Raw genomic sequence first — 20,932 nt, forward strand, 5'->3', positions numbered from 1 at the left:
GTATCGCTTTTCGCAACAAGCTTTGCGCACTACATAGGGATCATGTCTCGCAAGATCGATCTTGAAGCCCTGTGCCACGAAAAGGGCCTCCGCATCACCGAGCAGCGCCGCGTCATCGCGCGCGTTCTCTCGGAAGCGGAGGACCATCCCGATGTTGAGAAGGTTTACGCCCCGCGCCTCGGCAATCGATCCGGGCATCTCGATCGCGACGGTGTATCGTACCGTGCGGCTGTTCGAAGAGGCGGGCATTCTCGATCGGCACGATTTCGGTGACGGACGCGCACGCTACGAACCCTCGCCGGAGGCGCACCACGATCACCTGATCGACGTCGAAACCGGCAAGGTGATCGAATTCGTCGATCCCGAGCTGGAACAGCTTCAGAAGCAGATCGCGGAGAAGCTGGGTTTCCGCCTGGTCGATCACCGAATGGAATTGTACGGTGTCAGCCTGAGCCGCAAGGATTGAGGCGGTTCGCCTCTATTTGAGACTTGCCGGGCTGATCGCCACGCTTGTCGTGACGGTGCCCGCTTCATCTGTTGTGGCGGCTGCTTCGCCTTCCCTCACCGTGGCCAATGCTGTTCCTCGGCGCGATGGGGTGGATCATCGGCGCACGGCGCCACGTGATCGGTACGCCGCTGCGCCGCGACGTGGTGTTCCTCGCCAATCATCTGAGCTGGATGGATATCCCGATCCTCGCCGGAGCGAACGGCAGCGCCTTCGTCGCCAAGGCCGAATTGCGCGATGTGCCGGTGGTCGGCTGGCTGTGCACGCTCAATCGCACACTGTTCGTTCGGCGCGAGGATCGGCTGGGCATCGCCGAGCAGATAAACCAGCTCCGCGAGGCCCTGGCCGAGACATGGTCGATCACCATCTTCCCTGAAGGAACGACCGGCGATGGCAGTGAATTGCTGCCGTTCAAGGCCGCGCTGCTGGCCGTGCTCGATCCGCCGCCGCCTGGCGTGCTCGTCCAGCCGGTGCGGATCGATTACGGCGCGGCGACGCACGAATTGGCGTGGGTGGGAGACGAGCCGGGGCAGGATCATGCGAAGCGCGTGCTGCGCCGCCCCGGCAGCTTTACCGCGACGCTGCACTTCTGCGATCCATTCGATCCGCATGATTTTCCAGGCCGCAAGGCGGTCGCAGCGGAAGCTCGCGCCCGGATCGCGGCAGCGGGTGGCGATCCGGTGCGCGCTTCATTATAGGCGCGACGATGACGAAGACCCCGCCCAAGACTTTCCACGTCAAGTCGTTCGGTTGCCAGATGAACGTCTATGACGGCGAGCGGATGGCCGAACTGATGGCCGCCGACGGGCTGACCGCGACCACCGACGCCGCGACCGCCGATCTGGTGGTGCTCAACACCTGCCACATCCGGGAGAAGGCGACCGAGAAGGTCTATTCCGATATCGGCCGGCTGAGGAAGAACGATCCGGCGAAGATGATCGCGGTCGCAGGCTGTGTCGCGCAAGCCGAGGGCGCGGAGATCATACGCCGCGCCAAGGTGGACGTGGTGGTCGGCCCGCAAGCCTATCACAACCTGCCGCGACTGATCGCCGACGCCGCGAAGGGCGAAGCGACGCTCGATACCGATATGCCGGTGCTCTCCAAATTCGGGGCGTTGCCGACACGCCGCAAGGTCGGGCCGGCGGCGTTCCTGACCGTGCAGGAAGGCTGCGACAAATTCTGCACCTATTGCGTGGTGCCCTATACGCGCGGCGCGGAGATCAGCCGACCCTATGGCGAAATCGTCGATGAGGCGAAGGCGCTGGTCGATGCCGGCGCGCGCGAGATCACCTTGCTCGGGCAGAACGTCAACGCATGGAGCGACGACGACGGGCGCGGGCTGCACGATCTGATCCGCACGCTCGATCGGATCGATGGCCTCGCCCGCATTCGCTACACCACCAGCCACCCTAATGACATGGCGCAGGGGCTGATCGACGCACATCGCGACGTCGAAAAGCTAATGCCGTTCCTGCATCTGCCGGTACAGTCGGGCAGCGATCGCGTGCTAAGGGCGATGAACCGCAGCCACACGCGTGACAGCTATCTGCGCATCCTCGATCGCGTGCGCGCGGCACGGCCCGACATTGCCCTTTCCGGTGATTTCATCGTCGGCTTCCCCGGCGAGACCGAAGCCGAGTTCGCCGAAACGCTGAGCCTGGTCGACGCGGTAGGGCATGCGCTGGCATTCAGCTTTAAATACAGCCCCCGCCCCGGCACGCCCGCCGCGACGATGGACGGACAGGTCGCGCCGGAAGTGATGGACGAACGGCTCCAGCGCCTGCAAGCGGCGCTCAATCGCGATCAACTTGCCTTCAATCGGGCCTCCGTCGGGCGGCGCTGTACGGTGCTGATCGAACGGCCGGGAAAGTTGCCGGGCCAGATGCTCGGCAAATCGCCGTGGCTGCAATCGGTGTTGCTCGACACGTCCGCGCCGATCGGCACGCTGGTGGAGGTGGAATTGCTCCACGCCGGCCCCAATTCGGTCACCGCGCGCGAAATTTCGCCCGCGCCGGTCTCCGCCGCCGCTGCGTGATGCAATAGCGACACAGTGATGAAATCCTTTGCCATTAGTGCTTGCGGCCGGGCGGCGCGGGCCGCACCTTGGCGCCAGGCCATTACGGCGAGAATCGAAGGAGACGCATGAGCCGCAAGCCCGTCCCCGCCCATTCCGGCGAACGCAGCCGGGTGGACGTGCTGTTCGACAAGCCTCAGCTGCTTGCCCGGTTGTTCGGTCAATATGACCAGAACCTCGTCGCGTTGGAAAACCGGCTCGGTGTTTACATTACGGCGCGGGGCAACCGCATCGGGCTGGAAGGCACCGCCGAACAGGTGGCGGTGGCGCGCGATGTGCTGAACGAGCTTTATGCTCGCATCCAGCGTGGCGAGGAAATCGATACCGGGCTGGTCGACGCAGCCATCGCGATGGCGGCCGAACCGACGCTGGACGGGATCATTTCCGCCGAACGCACCGAAGCGCCGCCGATCATGATCCGCACGCGCAAGAAAACGATCGTGCCGCGCACCGCCGCGCAGGCGCATTACATGCGTGAGCTGACCACCAACGACATGATCTTCGCGCTGGGGCCGGCCGGTACGGGCAAGACCTATATCGCGGTGGCGCAGGCGGTGGCGCAGCTCATCACCGGCTCGGTCCAGCGGCTTATCCTTTCGCGCCCTGCGGTTGAGGCCGGCGAAAGGCTGGGCTTCCTGCCGGGCGACATGAAGGAGAAGGTCGATCCCTATCTCCGCCCGCTTTATGACGCGCTCTACGATTGCCTGCCGGCCGAGCAGGTCGAGCGGCGCATCGCGTCCGGCGAGATCGAGATCGCGCCGATCGCCTTCATGCGCGGGCGCACGCTTTCCGACGCGTTCGTCATTCTCGACGAGGCGCAGAATACCACGCCCGCACAGATGAAGATGTTCCTCACCCGTTTCGGCCAGAACAGCCGGATGGTGATCTGCGGCGATCCGAAACAGACCGATTTGCCCGGCGGCGTCACCGCATCGGGACTGGCGGATGCCACTTCCCGGCTGGATGGGATCGAGGGCATTTCGCTCTGCCGCTTCACCGCCGCGGACGTGGTACGTCATCCGATCGTCGGGCGGATCGTCGAAGCCTATGAAGGCGAGGATTCTCCTCCTATGCCGCAGCGATGATCGAGATCGAACTCAGCCGCGACGAACCCTGGCCTGATCGGGATTGGGCGACGCTGGCCGAAGTGGCGGTGCGAGCGGCCGTGGGGCGGACGCCCTACGGTGAATTGCTTACTACCGCCGCGCTGGTTGAGGTGAGCGTGCGGCTGACCTCCGACGAGGAAGTCCACACACTCAACCGGCAATATCGCGGGAAGGACAAGCCCACCAACGTCCTGTCCTTTCCGATGGTGCAGCCCGATCTGCTCGAAACCGTCAGCCAGAATACTGATGACGGCGAGCTGCTGCTCGGCGATATCGTGCTCGCCCACGGCGTGTGCGCGCACGAGGCGGCCGAACGCGGCGTGACGGTCGAGGCCCATGCCACGCATTTGATCGTGCATGGAACGCTGCATCTGCTAGGTTATGACCACCTGACCGACGACGAGGGAGACGCGATGGAGGCGATCGAGCGTGATGCGCTCGCCGACCTCGGCATCGCAGACCCCTATGCCATCAACGAGGACTGACTTGCCCGAAGACCGAAGTAGCGCCGGAAACGGCGACCCCCATGAAAGCGGCATCTGGCGCGGCTTGCGCAATCTGATCTTTGGCGACCCGCAGGAAGATACGCTGCGTGACCAGCTCGAAGAAGCGATCGATCGTCACGAGGACGATCCCGCCCCCGATGCCAAAGGCGATCTGACGCTGCTGGAGCGGCAGATGGTCCGCAACCTGCTCCATTTCGGTGAACGCGACGCGGGCGGCGTCGGCGTGCCGCGCGCGGACATTATCGCGGTGGAAGAGCAGACCCCGTTCGACGATCTCGTCCGCCTGTTCGCGGAGGCCGGGGTAAGCCGCCTGCCGGTCTATCGCGAAAAGCTCGATACGATCATCGGCATGGTTCATATCAAGGACGTGTTCGCGATCCTCGCGGTGGCGGGGCCGCGCCCGGCCGGCATCACCGAGCTGATCCGCCAACCGCTGTTCGTTCCCATGTCGCGCGGCGCACTCGATCTGCTCGCCGATATGCGGCAGACGCGGGTGCATCTCGCGATCGTGCTCGATGAATATTCCGGCACCGAAGGGCTGGTGACCATCGAGGATTTGATCGAGGAGATCGTCGGCGAGATAGAGGACGAGCATGATGAGGCGCCCGAGGTGTTGCTCGTCCCGCTCGATGGCGGCGCATGGGAGGCGGATGCGCGGGTCGAGCTTGAGGATATCGGCGAGGCGATCGATCCGCGTCTGGGCGAGGCCGAGAGCGATGTCGATACGATCGGCGGGCTGACGGCGGTGCTGGCCGGTCATGTCCCTGAACCAGGCGCCTGCATTGTTCACCCGAGCGGCTGGCGGATCGAGGTGATCGATGCCGACGCGCGCCGCGTGAACCGCGTGCGCCTGCATCCACCCCGCGCGACCCCGGAGGGGCTGGAGGATTGATTTCGCGGGCCGCCGCGCGCTTCATCATGGGCGCGTGGCGGGTGATCGCGCAGGAGGCCCCTTCCGTCTGCCGGATACCGCGCCTATCGTTACGCCATGCGCAAACATATTCTTATCGTTTTCGGCCTTGTCGTATTGGCCGCGATCGCGATCATCACCTGGATAGCCTGGCCCGACACCGCACAGGTTGATATCACCACGGTCGAGGGTCAGCACCCCAATATCACGCCGCCCCGCGCGCAGTGGATTCCCACGGTCGATGTGGCGAAGGCGGTCGGTTGGCCTGATGGCGCCAAGCCGGCCGCAGCGGCCGGGCTGACGGTTGCCGCTTATGCCATTGGGCTGGATCATCCGCGCTGGCTCTATCGCCTGCCCAACGGTGACGTACTGGTCGCGGAGAGCAATTCGCCCCCGCGCGCGAGTGGCGGAATCACCAACAAGGTGATGGGTTTCCTGATGGGGCGTGCCGGCGCGGGCGTGCCGTCCGCCAATCGCATCACCCTGCTGCGCGACGCCGATGGCGACGGCGTGCCCGAGGTGAAGACGGTATTCATGACGGGGCTGAACTCGCCGTTCGGCATGGCGCTGTTCGAAGGTCAGCTCTACATCGCGAACACCGACGCGCTGGTGCGCGTGCCCTATACCGAGGGCATGACCAAGGTGACGGCCAAGCCCGAACTGGTGATCAAGCTGCAGGGTGGCGGCAATCACTGGGCGCGCAACGTCATTCCGGCGGAGGACGGCAGGACATTGTATGTCTCGGTCGGCTCGTCCTCGAACATCGCCGATAACGGCATGGCGGCGGAGCGATATCGCGCCAACATCCTGCAGGTGTGGCCGAAGGAAAAGACCTATCGCATCTATGCCGCCGGGCTTCGTAACCCGAACGGCATGGCGCTGGAGCCGCATAGCCACCAGCTGTGGACCGTGGTCAACGAGCGAGACATGATCGGCTCCGATATGGCGCCGGATTATCTCACCGCGGTTGAGATGGGCGATCACTTCGGCTGGCCGTGGTATTATTGGGGCGGCTATCCAGATCGGCGTGTCGAGCCGGGCAATGCCCCGCTTCAACAATATTCCAAGCGTCCGGATTTCGCGCTCGGCCCGCACGTGGCCGCGCTCGGGCTGACTTTCGCCGCCGATGCGAAGCTTGGCGCGAATTTCGCCAATGGCGCGTTTATCGGCGAACATGGCTCATGGAACCGCAAGCCGCTGTCCGGCTACAAGGTCGTCTATGTGCCGTTCGGCGATACCGGCTGGCCGGTGAAAGGTGCGAAGCCGGTCGATGTGCTGACCGGTTTTCTCGACGCCAAGGGTCAGGCGCAGGGCCGGCCGGTCAGCGTGATCACCGACAAGACCGGCGCGCTGCTCGTGGCGGATGACGTGGGCAATCGCGTGTGGCGGGTGAGCGCGCCGCAAGCGAAATGAACGGATCGGCGGGCGGGCGAAAAGCCCGCTCGCCCGCTATTCGAGCAGTTTCGGCGCCTCGCGCTCCAGCTTGGCGCGGATGCGATCCGAGAACATCGCGAGGAACGCCGGTAGCGTGAAGGTGCAATGGACGTTGGCATCGCTGACGTCCATCTGCGCCGAAACGCGCTGCCCCAGCCCCTCGACCGTGAAATAAAGCGTATCGCCGTCCCAGCGGTGATCGGTGATCGCCCCGCCCGGCACGAAATCGGCGAGCTTGCCGAAACCGCTGCCGATCCGCTCCTTCGCGGACGCCGTGCCCAACCGGTGCGGCACGTCGACTTCGATCGGGGCGGTCATGCGGCAATCTCCTCCTTGCCGGTCGCGAACAGCATCGCATCATCGGCAAACGCCTTGAACTCCAGCGCGTTGCCTGAAGGATCGCGAAAAAACATCGTCGCCTGCTCGCCGGGCTGACCGGCGAATCGGATATGCGGTGCGATACCGAAGGGCACCCCGGCCGCCTCCACCCGTGCCGCCAGCGTGCGCCATTCATCCATCGTCAGCACGATGCCGAAATGCGGCACGGGCACATCATGCCCATCGACCGCGTTGGTCACTTCCGGCGCGCGCATCGAATCGTCGAGATGCGCGACGATCTGATGGCCGCCGAAATCGAAATCGATCCAATGATCGCTCGACCGGCCTTCGCGGCAACCGAGAATGTCACCATAGAAAGCCCGCGCGGCGGCAAGATCGTGAACGGGAAAGGCGAGGTGAAACGGTCGCAGTGTCATGGCTCGATCATACACCTGTAGCGATTATTCGCCACCCCGGGCTTGAAGCGACGTGGTGCCTCCCGCATGAACCGGCCGCGCGAGAATTGCGCATATGTGTCGCCGGGGCGGGCCCGGCACGACGAAGGAAGAATGATGACCTCCCTCGCCCGGCGCCCTGCCCTGATTGCCCTGTTGCTCGGCGTGCTGGCGGCATGCGGATTTGCGCCGCTGCAATTATGGCCGCTCACGCTCGCCTGCTGCGCCGGATGGATGTTGCTGGTTCACCGTGCGCCGACACGGAAACGCGCGTTGTGGCTGGGCTGGGTTTTCGGGGTCGGGCACTTCACGATCAACAACAACTGGTTCCAGCACGCGTTTGATTTTCAAGACAAGATGCCGCCGATTCTGGGCTATGCCGCCCCGATCGCGCTGGCCTTGTATCTCGCCATCTATCCGGCGATCGCGGCCGGGGTAGCCTGGCATCTGCGCGGACGCGGCAAGCCAGACGCTGCTTATATCCTCGGCTTCGGCGCGGCGTGGATCGCCAGCGAGTGGTTGAGGAGCGTAATGTTCACCGGCTATGCTTGGGATCCGATCGCGGTGATCTGGGTGCCGGTGCAGCCCGTTGCGGCGCTCGCCGCTTATATCGGCACCTATGGCATGTCCGGGGTGACGGTGGTGCTCGCAGGCGCGTTGCTGGCGCTGCCGAAGCGCCCTTTACCGCTGATCGGCGCGGTTGCGGCGTTGGTACTGCTGCTCGGCGCACAGGCGTTCAGCTATATCCCGCCGGCCGGTCGCGCCCTCACCGCTGGCGCGCCGCGCGTTGTGGTCGTCCAGCCCAATGTCCCGCAGGACCAGCGCGGCGAGAGCGATGGCGCGTTGATGATGCGTAAACTCTCCGCGCTGTCCGGTCGCCCCGGTGCTGCGCCGCGCCTCGTGTTGTGGCCGGAAGGCGTGGTGCGCGATTTCATCGAGGATGGCTATCCCGCCTACGCTTATGGCTTCCAGCCGAGCCCCTTTTATTTGCGTCGTCAGATGGCCGCGCTGCTCGGGCGGAACGATGTATTGCTGACCGGCGGCACCGCGCTTCAGTTTGACCGCAATGGCAATGTCGTCACGGCCAGCAATTCGGTTTTCGCGATTGATCCGTCGGCGCGGATCGCGGGACGATACGACAAGGCGCATCTGGTGCCTTATGGCGAATATCTGCCGATGCCGTGGCTGCTCAAACCACTCGGCCTCGCACGGCTCGTGCCGGGAGATATGGATTTCATCGACGGCCCCGGACCAGCGAACCTCACCCTCCCTGGCTTCGGCGCGATCGGGGTGCAGATTTGCTATGAGATCATCTTCTCCGGTCAGGTGATCGACCGCGCCCACCGCCCACGTTTGCTGTTCAATCCTTCGAACGACGCATGGTTCGGTAAATGGGGGCCGCCGCAACATCTGGCGCAGGCCCGGATGCGCGCGATCGAAGAAGGGCTGCCGGTCGTTCGCGCGACCCCCAACGGCATTTCGGCGGTGATCGCGGCCGATGGCCGGCTCGTCGCCACGGTGCCGCACGAGAAGGCCGGCGCGATCGACGTGCCGATCCCGCCCCCAGCCGCGCCGACACTGTTTTCGCGTGTTGGCAACTTGGCCGCGCTGGTGATCGCCTTGCTGTTGGCGAGCGGCGCTGTTGCGTTCCGACAGCGGCGGCGCTAGGGCGATATAAAGCTATCTTTATATCGTTAAATTATTCGGAGCGATCATGCGTAAGTCGTTCATCTTCACCAGTGAATCGGTCAGCGAAGGCCATCCCGACAAGGTTGCCGACCAGATTTCGGATTCGATCGTTGATCTGTTTCTGTCGAAAGACCCGGAAGCGCGCGTCGCTTGCGAAACGCTGACCACCACCAACAAGGTGGTGCTCGCCGGCGAGATTCGCGGGCGCGGGATCATGGATACCGACGGCAATTGGGCACCCGGCATTGAGGCGGAGATCGAGCACGCGGTGCGTGAAACGGTGAAGCGCATCGGCTACGAACAGTCCGGCTTCCACTGGAAGACCTTCGACTTCTCGAACAACCTGCATCCGCAGTCGGCGCATATCGCCATGGGTGTCGACGAGAGCGGCAACAAGGATGAAGGTGCCGGCGATCAGGGGATCATGTTCGGTTACGCTACCGATGAGACGCCCGGCCTGATGCCCGCCACGCTTTATTACAGCCACAAGATTCTCGAGCGGATGGCCGAGGACCGTCACTCCGGCAAGGCGCCGTTCCTTGAGCCGGACGCGAAGAGCCAGGTGACGCTGCAGTATGAAAATGAACTGCCGGTGCGCGCCACCGCGCTGGTCGTTTCCACCCAGCATTCCGCCGATCTGTCGAACGAGGCGGGTCAGGCCAAGCTGCGCGACTACGTAAAGGGCGTGTTCGTCGACGTGTTGCCGCAGGGCTGGCTCCCGGCTGAGGACAAGATCTACGTCAACCCGACGGGCCTGTTCGAGATCGGCGGCCCTGACGGCGACGCGGGCGTTACCGGCCGCAAAATCATCGTCGACACCTATGGCGGCGCGGCACCGCACGGTGGTGGCGCGTTCAGCGGCAAGGATCCGACCAAGGTCGATCGCTCAGCGGCTTATGTCGCGCGCTATCTGGCAAAGAACGTCGTTGCGGCGGGCCTTGCGCGGCGCGTGACGATCCAGCTTTCCTATGCGATCGGCATCGCCGAGCCGCTGTCGGTTTATGTCGATACGCACGGCACTGGTACTGTATCCGAAGCGAAGCTGGAGGAAGTGCTGCCCAAGCTCGTTCGCCTGACGCCGAAGGGTATCCGTGAGCACCTGCGCCTCAACGCGCCGATCTATTCGAAGACCGCCGCTTACGGCCATTTCGGCCGCGACACCGATGGCAAGCACTTCACCTGGGAAGCGACCGATCTGGTCGACAAGCTGAAGGCCGCAGTCGCCGCGTAATATCTTATCGTGGGCGCCCTTCCCGTTCGCGGGTTGCGGCGCCCACCGTCTTTCAAAGCAGTGCGGCGGTATAGGCGCCGAACGCTTCGCGCAGCACGGTACGCGTGCCTTGCGTCACCTCGACGCCGCCGCCGGGATGCCCCGGCTCGACCGACACCATCACCCGATAGACGAAGCCGCGATTGGCGAATTCATAGATTCGCCGGCCGTTGCTCTGGTCGACCAGCCGGCCGCCGTCGATCGATAGCGAAGGACTATTGTCCTGCCCGCCCCATGGCTGCACTGCCTCAGCCAATTCCGTGTCGAAATTGTAGCTTGTATAGCGATAGCCGTTGCGATCGGTCCGCACGACCTGGATCGAGCGGCGCCCGGTCACGCCCAGCACGCGGGTCTGCGCGGCGAAACGGCAATTGGTGATTTCGCCGCCATAGGTGATCGAGACGACGGCAGGGGTCGTTGCCCCCGCCTCCACCATACCCGGGTTGATCGCGTGAACATTGCCAACCTGACGCCCGACGAGGTTGAATAGCGGATAATGGATCTGCCCCGCCCCCGGATCGCCCGCGCCGAGCCGCACTGCGACGCGCTGTGCGCTCAATCCCGGCTTGGCGAAACTGAACAGGTCCATCTGATGATCCCGTTTCGGCGCGCCGAGTACGAGCACACGATCGCGGTTGGTCGCATCGCAGATCAGGGGCACGTTCGCCCAGCGGCCATCGCGCTTCAGGAAAGAGATCGATTTCGCCGAATCCAGCTGCGCTTCGCCCGCGACCGGGGCCACCACCAGTGGGAGCACCAACGCCCAAGCCCAACGCATCGCCTTCTCCTCGATCCTTTGTCGGGGCGACGTGTAAGCGCGCATAAATGAACGCGGCATTGCCCTTCGCGCGGCGCGCGATTAGTCGCGCCCGATCATGAACGATCCCACGACCATCCGTCGCCTCTATGGCCGGCGCCAGGGCCATGCGTTGCGCGCGGGGCAAGCAGCGCTTGTCGAGGAACTGCTGCCGCGCGTCTCCGTGCCTGAAATCGGCGCGCTCACGGCTGAAACCCTGTTCGGCAACGATCGCCCGTTACAGGTCGAAATCGGCTTCGGCGCGGGCGAGCACCTCGCCGGACAAGCCGGGGCCGCGCCCGATACGGGCTTTATCGGCTGCGAGCCGTTCCTCAACGGCGTGGTCGGCGCGCTTGGCCACATTCGCGATCGCGAGCTGGATAATGTGCGCATCCATATGGGCGACGCGCTGGAGGTGGTCGAGCGGCTGCCCGATGCGAGCCTAGACAGGGTGTATCTGCTCCACCCCGATCCATGGCCCAAGGCGCGCCATGCCAAGCGCCGGATGGTCAATCACGGTCCGCTCGATTTGATCGCGACGAAGCTCAAGCCCGGCTGCGAATTCCGGCTTGGCACGGACGACCCCACTTATTGCCGCTGGGCGATGATGATCATGGGTCAGCGTCGCGATTTCGAGTGGACAGCGCAGGGACCGCAAGACTTCCTTACCCGCCCCGCCGACTGGCCGGAGACGCGCTACGAGCGCAAGGCCCGCCGACACGGGCATGAAGTGTGGTATTTCACCTATCGCCGCGTCAATTGAGCGCGGCGATCTCCGGCCGCTTCAGACACGCCCCGATCAGCGATTCGTCAGGGCGCGTCGCGGGGGCTGAATAAGGTGCGATCTCTATCGGCGCACCGACGACCGCAGGGGCGAACCGCGTCGTGTCGCCGCCGGTGCAGTGCATCAGCGCGTTGAGCATCGCCGGCGGCGTTTCGCGCGCTTCGTAGCTCAGGCGATAGGTGCCCCAATGGATCGGGACGGCATGGGCCGCGCCGAGACGATCGAACACGCGGATCGCGTTGGCCGGCCCAATATGGCTCCCGGCATCCATCTGACCGGGCGCAAAGCGAAACGCGCCGATCGGGATCATCGCCAGCCGCACCGGGCCGTGGGACGCAGCCTCCGCCGGCCATTTGCCATCGCCCAAACCGGTGTCGCCCGCGAAGAAGATGTTACCCCCCGTCGGCAGCTTCACGACAAAGGCGGACCATAAAGCGCGGTTGCGATCGGTGAACCAGCGGCTGCCCCAATGGTGATTGCGTGCGACGATCACCTCTACACCCGGCCGGATCGTCAGTCGCTGCCCCCAGTCGAGTGCGGTGGCCTTTGCTCCCGTCGAAGCGATCACCTTGTCATTGCCGAGCGACGTAACGATGGTCGGCTGATCCCGATCCCACAATTGCTTGAGCGTCGTCTTGTCGAGATGATCATAGTGATTGTGGCTGACGAGGATCAGATCGATCTTCGGCAAATCCTCCATGCGCACCCCCGGCGCGGTGACGCGCTTCGGCCCCATACCAAGCGGCCCGGTTCGTTCGGACCAGATCGGATCAGTCAGGATGTTCAGCCCCTGTGTTTGGATTAGCATCGTCGCATGGCCGATCCACGTCGCCACCATCCGCTCGCCCTCTACCCGCGCCTCGGGCTTCCCTTGCGTCACAGGCACGCTGGGCGGCCATGGCGGCCGCCCGTCGCTACCCGTCAGATAGCGCCAGAAGAAGCCGGTGCGGCTGCCCTGCGTCGGCAGACGGAAGGTGTCGTCATCACCGCCGGGGTTGAAGAAGCGCGCGCCATCGAAATGGTCGCTGCGAGGCCCCTCATAATAAACGCGATCGAGGAAGCGTGGGACGATCGTGATGGCGAGACAAACCGCAACGATCAGAAACAGAATCACCGTGCCGGCGATCTTAAGGAAAAACGGCAAGAGCCAGCTCCTCGGAGAAGTCGAAAGCAGATAGGGCCGCAATCGGCCAAGCGCCAGCTATCGCAGCAATTCTTCCCGCACCTCCACCGCGCTGAGCGACATACGCACCTCGATCAGGAAATAGATCAGCGCCGCGATCAGCAGCACCATCGACAAAACGAAGACGATCGCGACGAATTGCCCAATGTGCAACGAGGCGAGTTCGGCGATGAATAGCAAAGCGACGACCGAACAGGTCATCACCGCCGATGAAACCGCGAGGAACAGCGCGCGATTGATGATCAGTATCCGGCGATCGAGCAGCCGCAATTCCCACACATGGCGATCGTGCTCCGGCCCGTGCGAGCGCGGATGCAGCCCTTCGAGCACGCGGGCGCGATCGATCACCCGCGCCAGCCGCCCGGTCAGCACGTTGAGCAGCGCGCCGATGCCCGCGAGCATGAACACCGGGCTGAGCGAAAGCTGGATCGTCTGGGCGATCGTCGAGACGGCGGGGGAATATTGCAACACTGCGATCAGGATGCCTGCCGCAATAAAAGGAGGCAAGCGGCAACGGGCTGGTAACTGTGTCACCCTAAGCCAATGGGCGAGATGACCAAGCCGATGCCGCTCGACCAGTTCATTCGCCTGCCCCGCATCCTGCGCGCCGAGACCGTCGACGGCCTTGCCTCCGCGATCGATCTCGTGGCGGAAGCGGCGGCGCCGACGCACCGCTTCCTGCGCCACCAATGGTATGCCGCCGCGTTGAAAGCCTATGGCGGCGCTGCGCGAACGCTTTTAGTGAGCGTGGAGGATGTGCCAGCATTGGCGCTCCCCATGGTGGTGGCCGGCCCTGCGTGGCTGAAAATGGCGATGGTGCCGGGGAGTTACTGGCCGTTCCGAAGCTTCCCCATTGCGGAAAGCGCGGGCCTGGAGGTGCTGGAAGCCGCGCTCGCGACATTGGCGCGGCAGATCAATGCGCTGCGAATCGGCCCAGTCTATCAGGACGATCCGGCGGCGGCGGCGCTGGTGGAAGTGGCGCGCGCGCGCGGCTGGGCCGTGGTGGAGCGTACCGTCGCGCAGAGCTTCCTGCTGGATATGGTGGCTGCGCGCGCCGAGGGCGCGTGGCCGCGCAATTCAACGCTGCGCAAGAACCGCTTTCACGAGAAACATCTCGGCGCGCACGGCGAGCTCGACTGGCGCTTCCTTTCGGGAAACGACTGGCCCACAGCATTCGAAGCGCTCGCGACGGTGGAACAGGCAAGCTGGATCGCCGATCGCACGGACGGTAGCGACGCGAAATTCACCGATACAGGCCACGGCGCTTTCTGGCGTTCCCTCGCGGACGACGCGACGCTCGCCGCGATGATGCGCGGCGCATTGCTGTCGGTTGACGGCAGGCCCGCCGCGTTTTCCTTCGACCTAGACATTGGCGGCCTGCGCTATGCGATCGCCAACAGCTATGATCCCGCTTACGCGAAACATTCGCCGGGGAAATTGCTCTATTACCGCAACCTCGTCGATGCTTTGGCGGGCGGCACCACGCGGGTCGACTGGGGCGCCGGCGACAGTGGTTACAAGAGCGTCATCGGCGCGACGCCAGGGCCGATGATCCGCGATTGGCTGCTGCTGCCGCCAGGGCTTCCGGCGCGATTGGCGCCGTTGCTCAGGCTCGCGTGGCGGGGCCGATGAGGATCGCCTCCACCGCGTCGATCATTCCCTCGATCGCGGGCTGGCCGCTCCAATAAGGGTGGTAGCCGCTATCGCTCGCATCTAGCGCCGCCTCGCGCGCGGTAATCAGCGAACCGAGCGCCAGCCCTGCATAGAGGATGCGCTGCCGCAGCAGCGTTTCCGGCACATCGGCAAGCAGGCGACGGACATGGGCAAGGTAGCGCGCATAACCTTCGGAATGTTCGGGAACGGTTTCGGTGAACAGGCTTCGCCGCTCGTTCTGAACGTTGATCATGAAGCGGAAATAGGTTTCATCCTCACCGACTTCGCCCGCGATATCGATGTTCGAGATCACCATCGCGCGAACGATCGCGCGAAGATCGGGCAAGCCGTTCGCTTCCGCCTCGTCGATCAGCGCTTGCCGCGCGACATCGACCAGGTCCGCCCCGTCGATCAGCAATTCGCGCAGCAGATCGTCCTTGCCGCCGAAATAGTAGTGGACCGCCGCCGCGTTACGCTGCCCGGCCGCCTCGACGATCTCGCGCATGCCCACCGCCGCGATCCCGCGCTCGGCGAACAGGCGTCGCGCAGCGCGTTTCAGCTCGTTGCGCGTGGCGCTGCCTCGGCCGGCGGACAGGGATCGGGTGGCGTTCATCGGGCCGCACCATTGATGATGCCACTCGGTTCGGCAAGCGCCGCGGCATGATTGACCAGCATCGAACCGACAATTACTAATTCAGTCGACTTATCGGAGGGGAGAAGCACGTGGCGCTGGCGCACGATCGCGAAGCATGGCGCGAGCTGATCGATCTCGATGTGCTGGCGCGCTGGATGGACCGTGCAGGCCTCGGCGATGACGCGCCGATCGAGCGAGCCGATACGCTTGGCGGCGGCACCCAGAATATCCTGTTGCGCTTCGATCGAGCGGGGCGTGGTTATGTCCTGCGCCGCCCGCCGCGCCGCCCGCGGCCCGAAAGCGACGAGGTAATGCGGCGTGAGATGAAGGTGCTCGCGGCACTCGCCGAATCCGAGGTGCCGCACCCCGGCTTCATCGCCGGCGAGGGAGATCCCAGCGTGCTGGGCACCGCTTTTTACCTGATGGAGCCGGTGGAAGGCTTCAATCCCACGGTCAGCCTTCCTTTGCTGCATGCAAATGATCCTGCGATGCGACGACGGATGGGGCAAGCGATGGTGGACGCCGCCGTCGCACTGTCCCGGATCGATCCCGATCGCGTTGGGCTAAACGATTTCGGCAAGATCGATGGCTGGGTCGACCGACAGGTGCCACGCTGGCGCGCCCAGCTCGACGGTTATGCGAAATTCGACGGCTGGACCGGCTATGCTGCCCTCCCCGATGTCGAAGCGATATGCGGCTGGCTTGAGGCAAACAGGCCGGCGGCGATGCACAAGGGGCTGATCCATGGCGACTTCCACCTCGCCAACGTGATGTTTCGCTCCGATGCTCCCGAGCTTGCGGCGATCGTCGATTGGGAACTCGCGACGCTCGGCGATCCGCTACTCGATCTCGGCTGGCTCACCGCTACCTGGCGCGATCCGGCGGAAGGAGACCAGCGGGTGGCGGTGACGCCGTGGGAAGGCTTCCCATCGCTGGAGGAAATCGTCGAGCGATACCTTTCAGCAACCGGCCGCAGCGCGGCGGATGCGCGCTGGTATGCCGTGCTCGCCTGTTTCAAGCTCGGCGCGATTCTCGAGGGGAGCCACGCTCGTGCCTGTGCCGGCCTCACTCCGAAACCGATCGGCGACCAGCTCCACGCCCACACCATTGCGCTGTTCAGGCGCGCGCTGCGCCGGATCGACAAGCCGATCGTGTGATCGCGGCGAAACTGCCCTATAGCGGCGCGATGTTCGATCTTCCTGCTTATCTCGCCCGCGTCGATCTCCCCGAAGTACCGATGCCCGATGCCGATGGTCTCGCCACGCTGCAACGTGCGCACCGTCTCGCGATCCCGTTCGAGAATCTCGATGTAAAACTGGGCCGCGGCATCGCGACCGATTCGGCGTCGGTATTCGACAAGCTCGTGACGCGCCGACGCGGCGGTTATTGTTTCGAGCAGAATCGCCTGCTGCTTGATGCGCTTGCTGCGCTGGGGTTCCGCGCGCGCGCGCTGCTCGCCCGGGTGTGGCTCGGGATGACCGAGCCGCAGTCGCTCACTCATGCATTATCGCTCGTAACGATCGGTGGGGACGACTGGATCGCGGACGCGGGGTTCGGTGGCAGTTTCGCGCCGGTGATGCCGCTAGCCGACGGGGCGGAGACCGAGGCGCCAGACGGCACGCGACACCGGCTGGAGCGGGATGACGAATTCGGCTGGATGCTGCTGCGCGACGGCGTATCCGCCAGCAGCGATGGTCGTGGCGCGGGTGAAGGCTGGCAGCGGCAATATAGTTTCGATCTGCGTCCGGTTTACGAAAATGATATCGTGATCGGCAATCGCTGGACCTCAACCGCGCCAGAGAGCCGCTTCACCCAGCTCACCATCGCCTCGATCGTGCTTCCGCGCGGTTTCGCGACTCTTACGGATCGCAGCTATCGGCGGCATTCAGGTGGCGGAGATACGAGCGCAGAGATCGTCGATCCGCGCGTCTATCGCATGCGCCTGAGCATGATGTTCGGAATCGACCTGACCGCCGAGGAAGTCGCCGCGCTCGATCTGTTCTAAGCGCGGCCGTCAGGCAAAGGTGCGTGCCAGCCCGTGATATAGCTTCTCGCGGCATACCTGCTGGCTCGCCCAATCGGCGATGAAGGCCGTGGCGAACATCGGCAGCATCAGCCCACGGCTGGCAGTGGTTTCGGACAGGATGATGACGGCGGTGAGCGGTGCGCGGACCACGCCCGCGAAATAGGCCACCATGCCCAGGATCACCACTGCGCTCGACGAATCACCCGGGAACAGGAAACGCAGCAAATTGCCGACCCCTGCCCCCACCGCGAGGCTCGGCGCGAAAATCCCGCCGGGCAGCCCGGCCACCGCCGTCGCCAGGGCCGCTATCGCTTTCGCCGGCCCGAACCACCATGGCGCATCGACGCCGAGGATCATCGCCCGCGCCGCCGGATAGCCCGCCCCCCATGTCAGCCCGGTCGCGACTCCAAGTGCCGCCACCACCAACCCGCACAGGCCTGCGAACAGCAGAGGATGCGCGCGGGTCAGCCGGGTGACGCGATACGCGCCGCTCGCCATGCCGAGCATCAATCGCGCGAAGAGGCCGCCGGATGCTCCCCCGACCAGCCCGGCCGCCGGCGCGACGAATAGCGCGGCAGCGATCGGCATGTGTGCCCCGATCGCGCCGAAATAGAGATAATCCCCCGCCAGCGACTGCGCGACCATACCGGCGATGACGATTAGCGACAGCACCAGCAAGGTCACCTTCTGCTCATAGGCCGAGGCGAGTTCCTCGATGGCGAACATCACCCCGGCGAGTGGCGTGTTGAACGCCGCCGCGACGCCCGCCGCACCGCCCGCGATCACGACGCCCGCACGCATCGACACGCGCATCGCTTTGTGGCTCAGCCCCATCACCGCCGCAGCGAGTTGAACGGTCGGACCTTCGCGCCCTACGCTTGCGCCGCACAATAGCGCGCCGAGCGTCAGAAACGCCTTGGCGAGCGCGGTGCGCGGCGCGATCAGGTCGGTAACCCCCAAATCGACGCGTTCGCGCGCGGCGATCACCTGCGGAATGCCAGATCCGCGCGCCAGCGGAAACCAGCGCCGCGTCGCCCACACCAACACGACGAAACCAAGCGGCGTGGTGACCAGCGGCATCCAGCGCCACGTCCGCGCGTAATGTTCGAACGCTGCGCCCGCGACGTCGGAAGCCTTGGCGAACAGCACCGCGATCACCCCGATCGCGATCGCGCCGGTCAACACCGCGACCCGGCGGCGGAAGCGGATCGAAGTTGGCCCGCGCGACCGCAATAGCGCGCGAACGCGCGACGGTGTCCACGGCTTGGCCGGACTACGAGTCTGAAGCAACGACAAGGCGTTCTCGCTCTACGATCGCGCGTTCGCGTCGTCCACAGCCTGCGCCCTTTCGTCGCGCGCGTCTCGGGTCCATATAGGGAACATGGCGATCCAGATCCGCACCAGCCTTGCCGAGCCCGAGACTGGCGAAGCGTTCACCCCTCATCGTCCGCAGCGACCGGAGAAAGCGGAGGCAGGCAAGCCATTCAAGCTGGTCAGCGACTATGCGCCGTCAGGCGATCAGCCAACCGCAATCGCGGAACTGGTCTCGGGCGCGCAGGCCGGGGAACGCGATCAGGTGCTGCTCGGCGTCACCGGATCGGGCAAGACCTTCACCATGGCCAAGGTGATCGAAGCGTTGCAACGCCCGGCACTGATCCTAGCGCCGAACAAGATCCTCGCCGCCCAGCTTTACGGCGAGTTCAAGAGCTTCTTCCCGGACAATGCGGTCGAATATTTCGTCAGCTACTACGATTACTACCAGCCCGAAGCCTATGTGGCGCGATCCGACACCTATATCGAAAAGGAGTCGAGCGTTAACGAGGCGATCGACCGGATGCGCCATTCCGCAACGCGATCGCTGCTGGAGCGGGATGACGTGCTGATCGTCGCGTCGGTTTCGTGCCTTTACGGCATCGGCTCCGTCGAAACCTATTCGGCGATGATCTTCGATCTGAAAAAGGGCCAGACGGTCGATCAGCGCGAAATCGTCCGCAAGCTCGTCGCCTTGCAATATAAGCGCAACGACGCCGCCTTCGCCCGCGGCAATTTCCGCGTGAAGGGCGACAATCTGGAAATCTTTCCGTCGCACTATGAGGATAGCGCCTGGCGCGTTTCGTTCTTCGGCGACGAGATCGAGGAGATCGTCGAATTCGATCCGCTGACCGGCAAGAAAGTCGCGAGCCTCGATTACGTCCGCGTTTATGCCAATTCGCACTACGTAACGCCCGGCCCGACGCTCAAACAAGCGACAGAGGCGATCAAGCATGAGCTGGCGGAGCGGCTTAAGGAACTGATCGGCGAAGGCAAATTGCTCGAAGCGCAACGGCTGGAGCAGCGCACCAATTTCGATCTTGAGATGATCGCGGCGACCGGAAGCTGCGCGGGGATCGAGAATTACTCTCGCTTCCTCACCGGGCGCCTGCCGGGCGAACCGCCCCCCACCCTGTTCGAATATCTCCCTGAAAACGCGCTGCTGTTCGTCGACGAAAGCCATCAGACGATCGGGCAGGTGAACGGCATGTCCCGCGGTGACCATCGGCGGAAGATCACGCTGGCCGAATATGGCTTCCGCCTGCCCTCCGCGATCGACAACCGCCCGCTGCGTTTCAACGAATGGGATGCGATGCGCCCGCAGACGGTGTGCGTCTCCGCCACGCCGGGCACGTGGGAGATGGAACAGACCGGCGGCGTGTTCGCGGAACAGGTGATCCGCCCGACCGGGCTGATCGATCCGCCGGTTGAAATCCGCCCGGTCGAGGAACAGGTCCAGGATTGCATCGTCGAATGCCGCAAGGCCGCCGAACTCGGCTATCGCACGCTCGTCACCACGCTCACCAAGCGGATGGCGGAAGACCTCACCGAATATATGCACGAAGCGGGGGTGAAGGTCCGCTACATGCATTCCGACGTGGAGACTCTGGAACGCATCGAGCTGATCCGCGATCTGCGTCTCGGCGTCTATGACGTGCTGGTCGGCATCAACCTGCTGCGCGAGGGGCTCGATATCCCGGAATGTGGGCTCGTCTGCATCATGGATGCCGACAAGGAGGGTTTTCTGCGCTCCGAAACTTCACTGATCCAGACGATCGGCCGCGCCGCGCGCAATGTCGATGGGCGCGTGATCCTCTACGCCGATCGCATCACCGGATCGATGGAGCGCGCGATGAACGAAACCGCGCGCCGCCGCGAAAAGCAGGAGGAATATAACGCGGCGCACGGCATCACCCCGGCCACGGTACGCAAGAGCATCGGTGACATCATCGCGCACGTCGCGTCCAAGGATCAGGTTACGGTCGCGATCGACGACGAGCGGCCGCACATGGTCGGCCACAATCTGCGCAGCTATATCGAGGAACTCGAAAAGAAGATGCGCAAGGCCGCCGCCGATCTGGAATTCGAAGAAGCCGGGCGGCTGCGCGATGAAATCCGCGCGTTGGAGCAGGAGGAACTGGGCCTGCCGGTGGAACAGCACCGCGCGCCCGTCATGGGCCGGTCGAATGAGGGCAAGCCGGGGACGCGCAAGACGCACTTCGGCAAGGTTCAACGCAAATTCGGCGGCCGCGGGCGTTAGGCCCGCGCGCCGCCTGTC

At 64.4% G+C, this 20,932-nt stretch carries 19 protein-coding genes and 2 pseudogenes; 14 read left to right on the forward strand and 7 right to left on the reverse strand.

The window, feature by feature from the left end; translation table 11 throughout:
- The first annotated feature begins 42 nt into the window (after positions 1–42).
- The 7 genes and pseudogenes from P0Y64_15670 to P0Y64_15700 all read left to right on the forward strand — a co-directional run bounded on the left by P0Y64_15670 (position 43) and on the right by P0Y64_15700 (position 6,514).
- Positions 43–466: pseudogene (locus P0Y64_15670) on the forward strand (Fur family transcriptional regulator).
- Positions 462–1,203: pseudogene (locus P0Y64_15675) on the forward strand (lysophospholipid acyltransferase family protein). Before P0Y64_15670 ends, P0Y64_15675 begins: the two co-directional pseudogenes overlap by 5 nt.
- Positions 1,200–2,540 carry a tRNA (N6-isopentenyl adenosine(37)-C2)-methylthiotransferase MiaB gene (gene miaB, locus P0Y64_15680; protein ID WEK45080.1) on the forward strand — a complete coding sequence of 447 codons (1,341 nt, stop codon included), beginning with the start codon at positions 1,200–1,202 and terminating at the stop codon, positions 2,538–2,540. The pseudogene P0Y64_15675 and the gene miaB overlap by 4 nt, the downstream one beginning before the upstream one ends.
- A gap of 107 nt (positions 2,541–2,647) precedes the next feature.
- A complete protein-coding gene (locus tag P0Y64_15685; protein WEK42781.1) occupies positions 2,648–3,664 on the forward strand; it encodes a PhoH family protein in 1,017 nt (338 codons plus the stop codon).
- Positions 3,661–4,170 (forward strand): rRNA maturation RNase YbeY, encoded by a 510-nt coding sequence (gene ybeY / locus P0Y64_15690; protein WEK42782.1) that lies wholly within the window; start codon positions 3,661–3,663, stop codon positions 4,168–4,170. Before P0Y64_15685 ends, ybeY begins: the two co-directional genes overlap by 4 nt.
- On the forward strand, positions 4,151–5,083 hold the full coding sequence (locus P0Y64_15695; GenBank protein ID WEK45081.1) for a hemolysin family protein: 933 nt from the start codon (positions 4,151–4,153) through the stop codon (positions 5,081–5,083). The genes ybeY and P0Y64_15695 overlap by 20 nt, the downstream gene beginning before the upstream one ends.
- 96 nt (positions 5,084–5,179) lie before the next feature.
- Positions 5,180–6,514, forward strand: a complete 1,335-nt coding sequence (locus tag P0Y64_15700) for a sorbosone dehydrogenase family protein (protein ID WEK42783.1) — start codon at positions 5,180–5,182, stop codon at positions 6,512–6,514.
- Between the two features lie 36 nt (positions 6,515–6,550).
- Here P0Y64_15700 and P0Y64_15705 read toward each other — a convergent pair whose 3' ends face one another.
- Positions 6,551–6,853, reverse strand: coding sequence for a polyhydroxyalkanoic acid system family protein (locus tag P0Y64_15705; GenBank protein WEK42784.1), 303 nt, complete (start codon positions 6,851–6,853; stop codon positions 6,551–6,553).
- Complete coding sequence (locus tag P0Y64_15710; protein ID WEK42785.1) at positions 6,850–7,290, reverse strand: VOC family protein; 441 nt, start codon at positions 7,288–7,290, stop codon at positions 6,850–6,852. The genes P0Y64_15705 and P0Y64_15710 overlap by 4 nt, the downstream gene beginning before the upstream one ends.
- Before the next feature lie 132 nt (positions 7,291–7,422).
- Between P0Y64_15710 and lnt the strand changes: the two genes are divergently transcribed.
- Both lnt and metK read left to right on the forward strand, forming a co-directional pair.
- On the forward strand, positions 7,423–8,976 hold the full coding sequence (lnt, locus tag P0Y64_15715; protein ID WEK42786.1) for an apolipoprotein N-acyltransferase: 1,554 nt from the start codon (positions 7,423–7,425) through the stop codon (positions 8,974–8,976).
- A gap of 46 nt (positions 8,977–9,022) precedes the next feature.
- Positions 9,023–10,228 carry a methionine adenosyltransferase gene (gene metK / locus P0Y64_15720; protein ID WEK42787.1) on the forward strand — a complete coding sequence of 402 codons (1,206 nt, stop codon included), beginning with the start codon at positions 9,023–9,025 and terminating at the stop codon, positions 10,226–10,228.
- A gap of 52 nt (positions 10,229–10,280) precedes the next feature.
- On the opposite strand, the gene P0Y64_15725 is transcribed toward metK, so the two are convergent.
- Complete coding sequence (locus P0Y64_15725; protein WEK42788.1) at positions 10,281–11,045, reverse strand: hypothetical protein; 765 nt, start codon at positions 11,043–11,045, stop codon at positions 10,281–10,283.
- Between the two features lie 97 nt (positions 11,046–11,142).
- Between P0Y64_15725 and trmB the strand changes: the two genes are divergently transcribed.
- The gene (gene trmB, locus P0Y64_15730) at positions 11,143–11,826 is read left to right on the forward strand and encodes a tRNA (guanosine(46)-N7)-methyltransferase TrmB (protein ID WEK42789.1); all 684 of its coding nucleotides are present in this window, start codon (positions 11,143–11,145) and stop codon (positions 11,824–11,826) included.
- On the opposite strand, the gene P0Y64_15735 is transcribed toward trmB, so the two are convergent.
- Positions 11,819–12,991 carry an MBL fold metallo-hydrolase gene (locus P0Y64_15735; protein WEK42790.1) on the reverse strand — a complete coding sequence of 391 codons (1,173 nt, stop codon included), beginning with the start codon at positions 12,989–12,991 and terminating at the stop codon, positions 11,819–11,821. The two genes, trmB and P0Y64_15735, sit on opposite strands and share 8 nt — an antisense overlap.
- Before the next feature lie 57 nt (positions 12,992–13,048).
- Positions 13,049–13,498, reverse strand: coding sequence for a DUF2721 domain-containing protein (locus P0Y64_15740; GenBank protein WEK45082.1), 450 nt, complete (start codon positions 13,496–13,498; stop codon positions 13,049–13,051).
- 84 nt (positions 13,499–13,582) lie between these two features.
- On the opposite strand from P0Y64_15740, the gene P0Y64_15745 reads away from it, so the two are divergent.
- Positions 13,583–14,662 carry a GNAT family N-acetyltransferase gene (locus tag P0Y64_15745; protein ID WEK42791.1) on the forward strand — a complete coding sequence of 360 codons (1,080 nt, stop codon included), beginning with the start codon at positions 13,583–13,585 and terminating at the stop codon, positions 14,660–14,662.
- Here P0Y64_15745 and P0Y64_15750 read toward each other — a convergent pair.
- The gene (locus P0Y64_15750) at positions 14,637–15,296 is read right to left on the reverse strand and encodes a helix-turn-helix domain containing protein (protein WEK42792.1); all 660 of its coding nucleotides are present in this window, start codon (positions 15,294–15,296) and stop codon (positions 14,637–14,639) included. The genes P0Y64_15745 and P0Y64_15750 overlap by 26 nt on opposite strands.
- A gap of 110 nt (positions 15,297–15,406) precedes the next feature.
- On the opposite strand from P0Y64_15750, the gene P0Y64_15755 reads away from it, so the two are divergent.
- Together P0Y64_15755 and P0Y64_15760 are read left to right on the forward strand one after the other, a co-directional pair.
- Entirely contained in the window at positions 15,407–16,474 is a 1,068-nt protein-coding gene (locus P0Y64_15755; protein ID WEK42793.1) for a phosphotransferase family protein, read from the forward strand.
- Between the two features lie 29 nt (positions 16,475–16,503).
- Entirely contained in the window at positions 16,504–17,322 is an 819-nt protein-coding gene (locus P0Y64_15760; GenBank protein WEK45083.1) for an arylamine N-acetyltransferase, read from the forward strand.
- A gap of 9 nt (positions 17,323–17,331) precedes the next feature.
- Here P0Y64_15760 and P0Y64_15765 read toward each other — a convergent pair whose 3' ends face one another.
- Positions 17,332–18,639, reverse strand: coding sequence for a chloride channel protein (locus tag P0Y64_15765; protein WEK42794.1), 1,308 nt, complete (start codon positions 18,637–18,639; stop codon positions 17,332–17,334).
- A gap of 85 nt (positions 18,640–18,724) precedes the next feature.
- On the opposite strand from P0Y64_15765, the gene uvrB reads away from it, so the two are divergent.
- Positions 18,725–20,914 (forward strand): excinuclease ABC subunit UvrB, encoded by a 2,190-nt coding sequence (gene uvrB / locus P0Y64_15770; GenBank protein ID WEK42795.1) that lies wholly within the window; start codon positions 18,725–18,727, stop codon positions 20,912–20,914.
- Positions 20,915–20,932 lie beyond the last annotated feature (18 nt).

The organism is Candidatus Sphingomonas colombiensis, assembly GCA_029202845.1.
GTDB classification, from domain to species: Bacteria; Pseudomonadota; Alphaproteobacteria; order Sphingomonadales; family Sphingomonadaceae; genus Sphingomonas; species Sphingomonas colombiensis.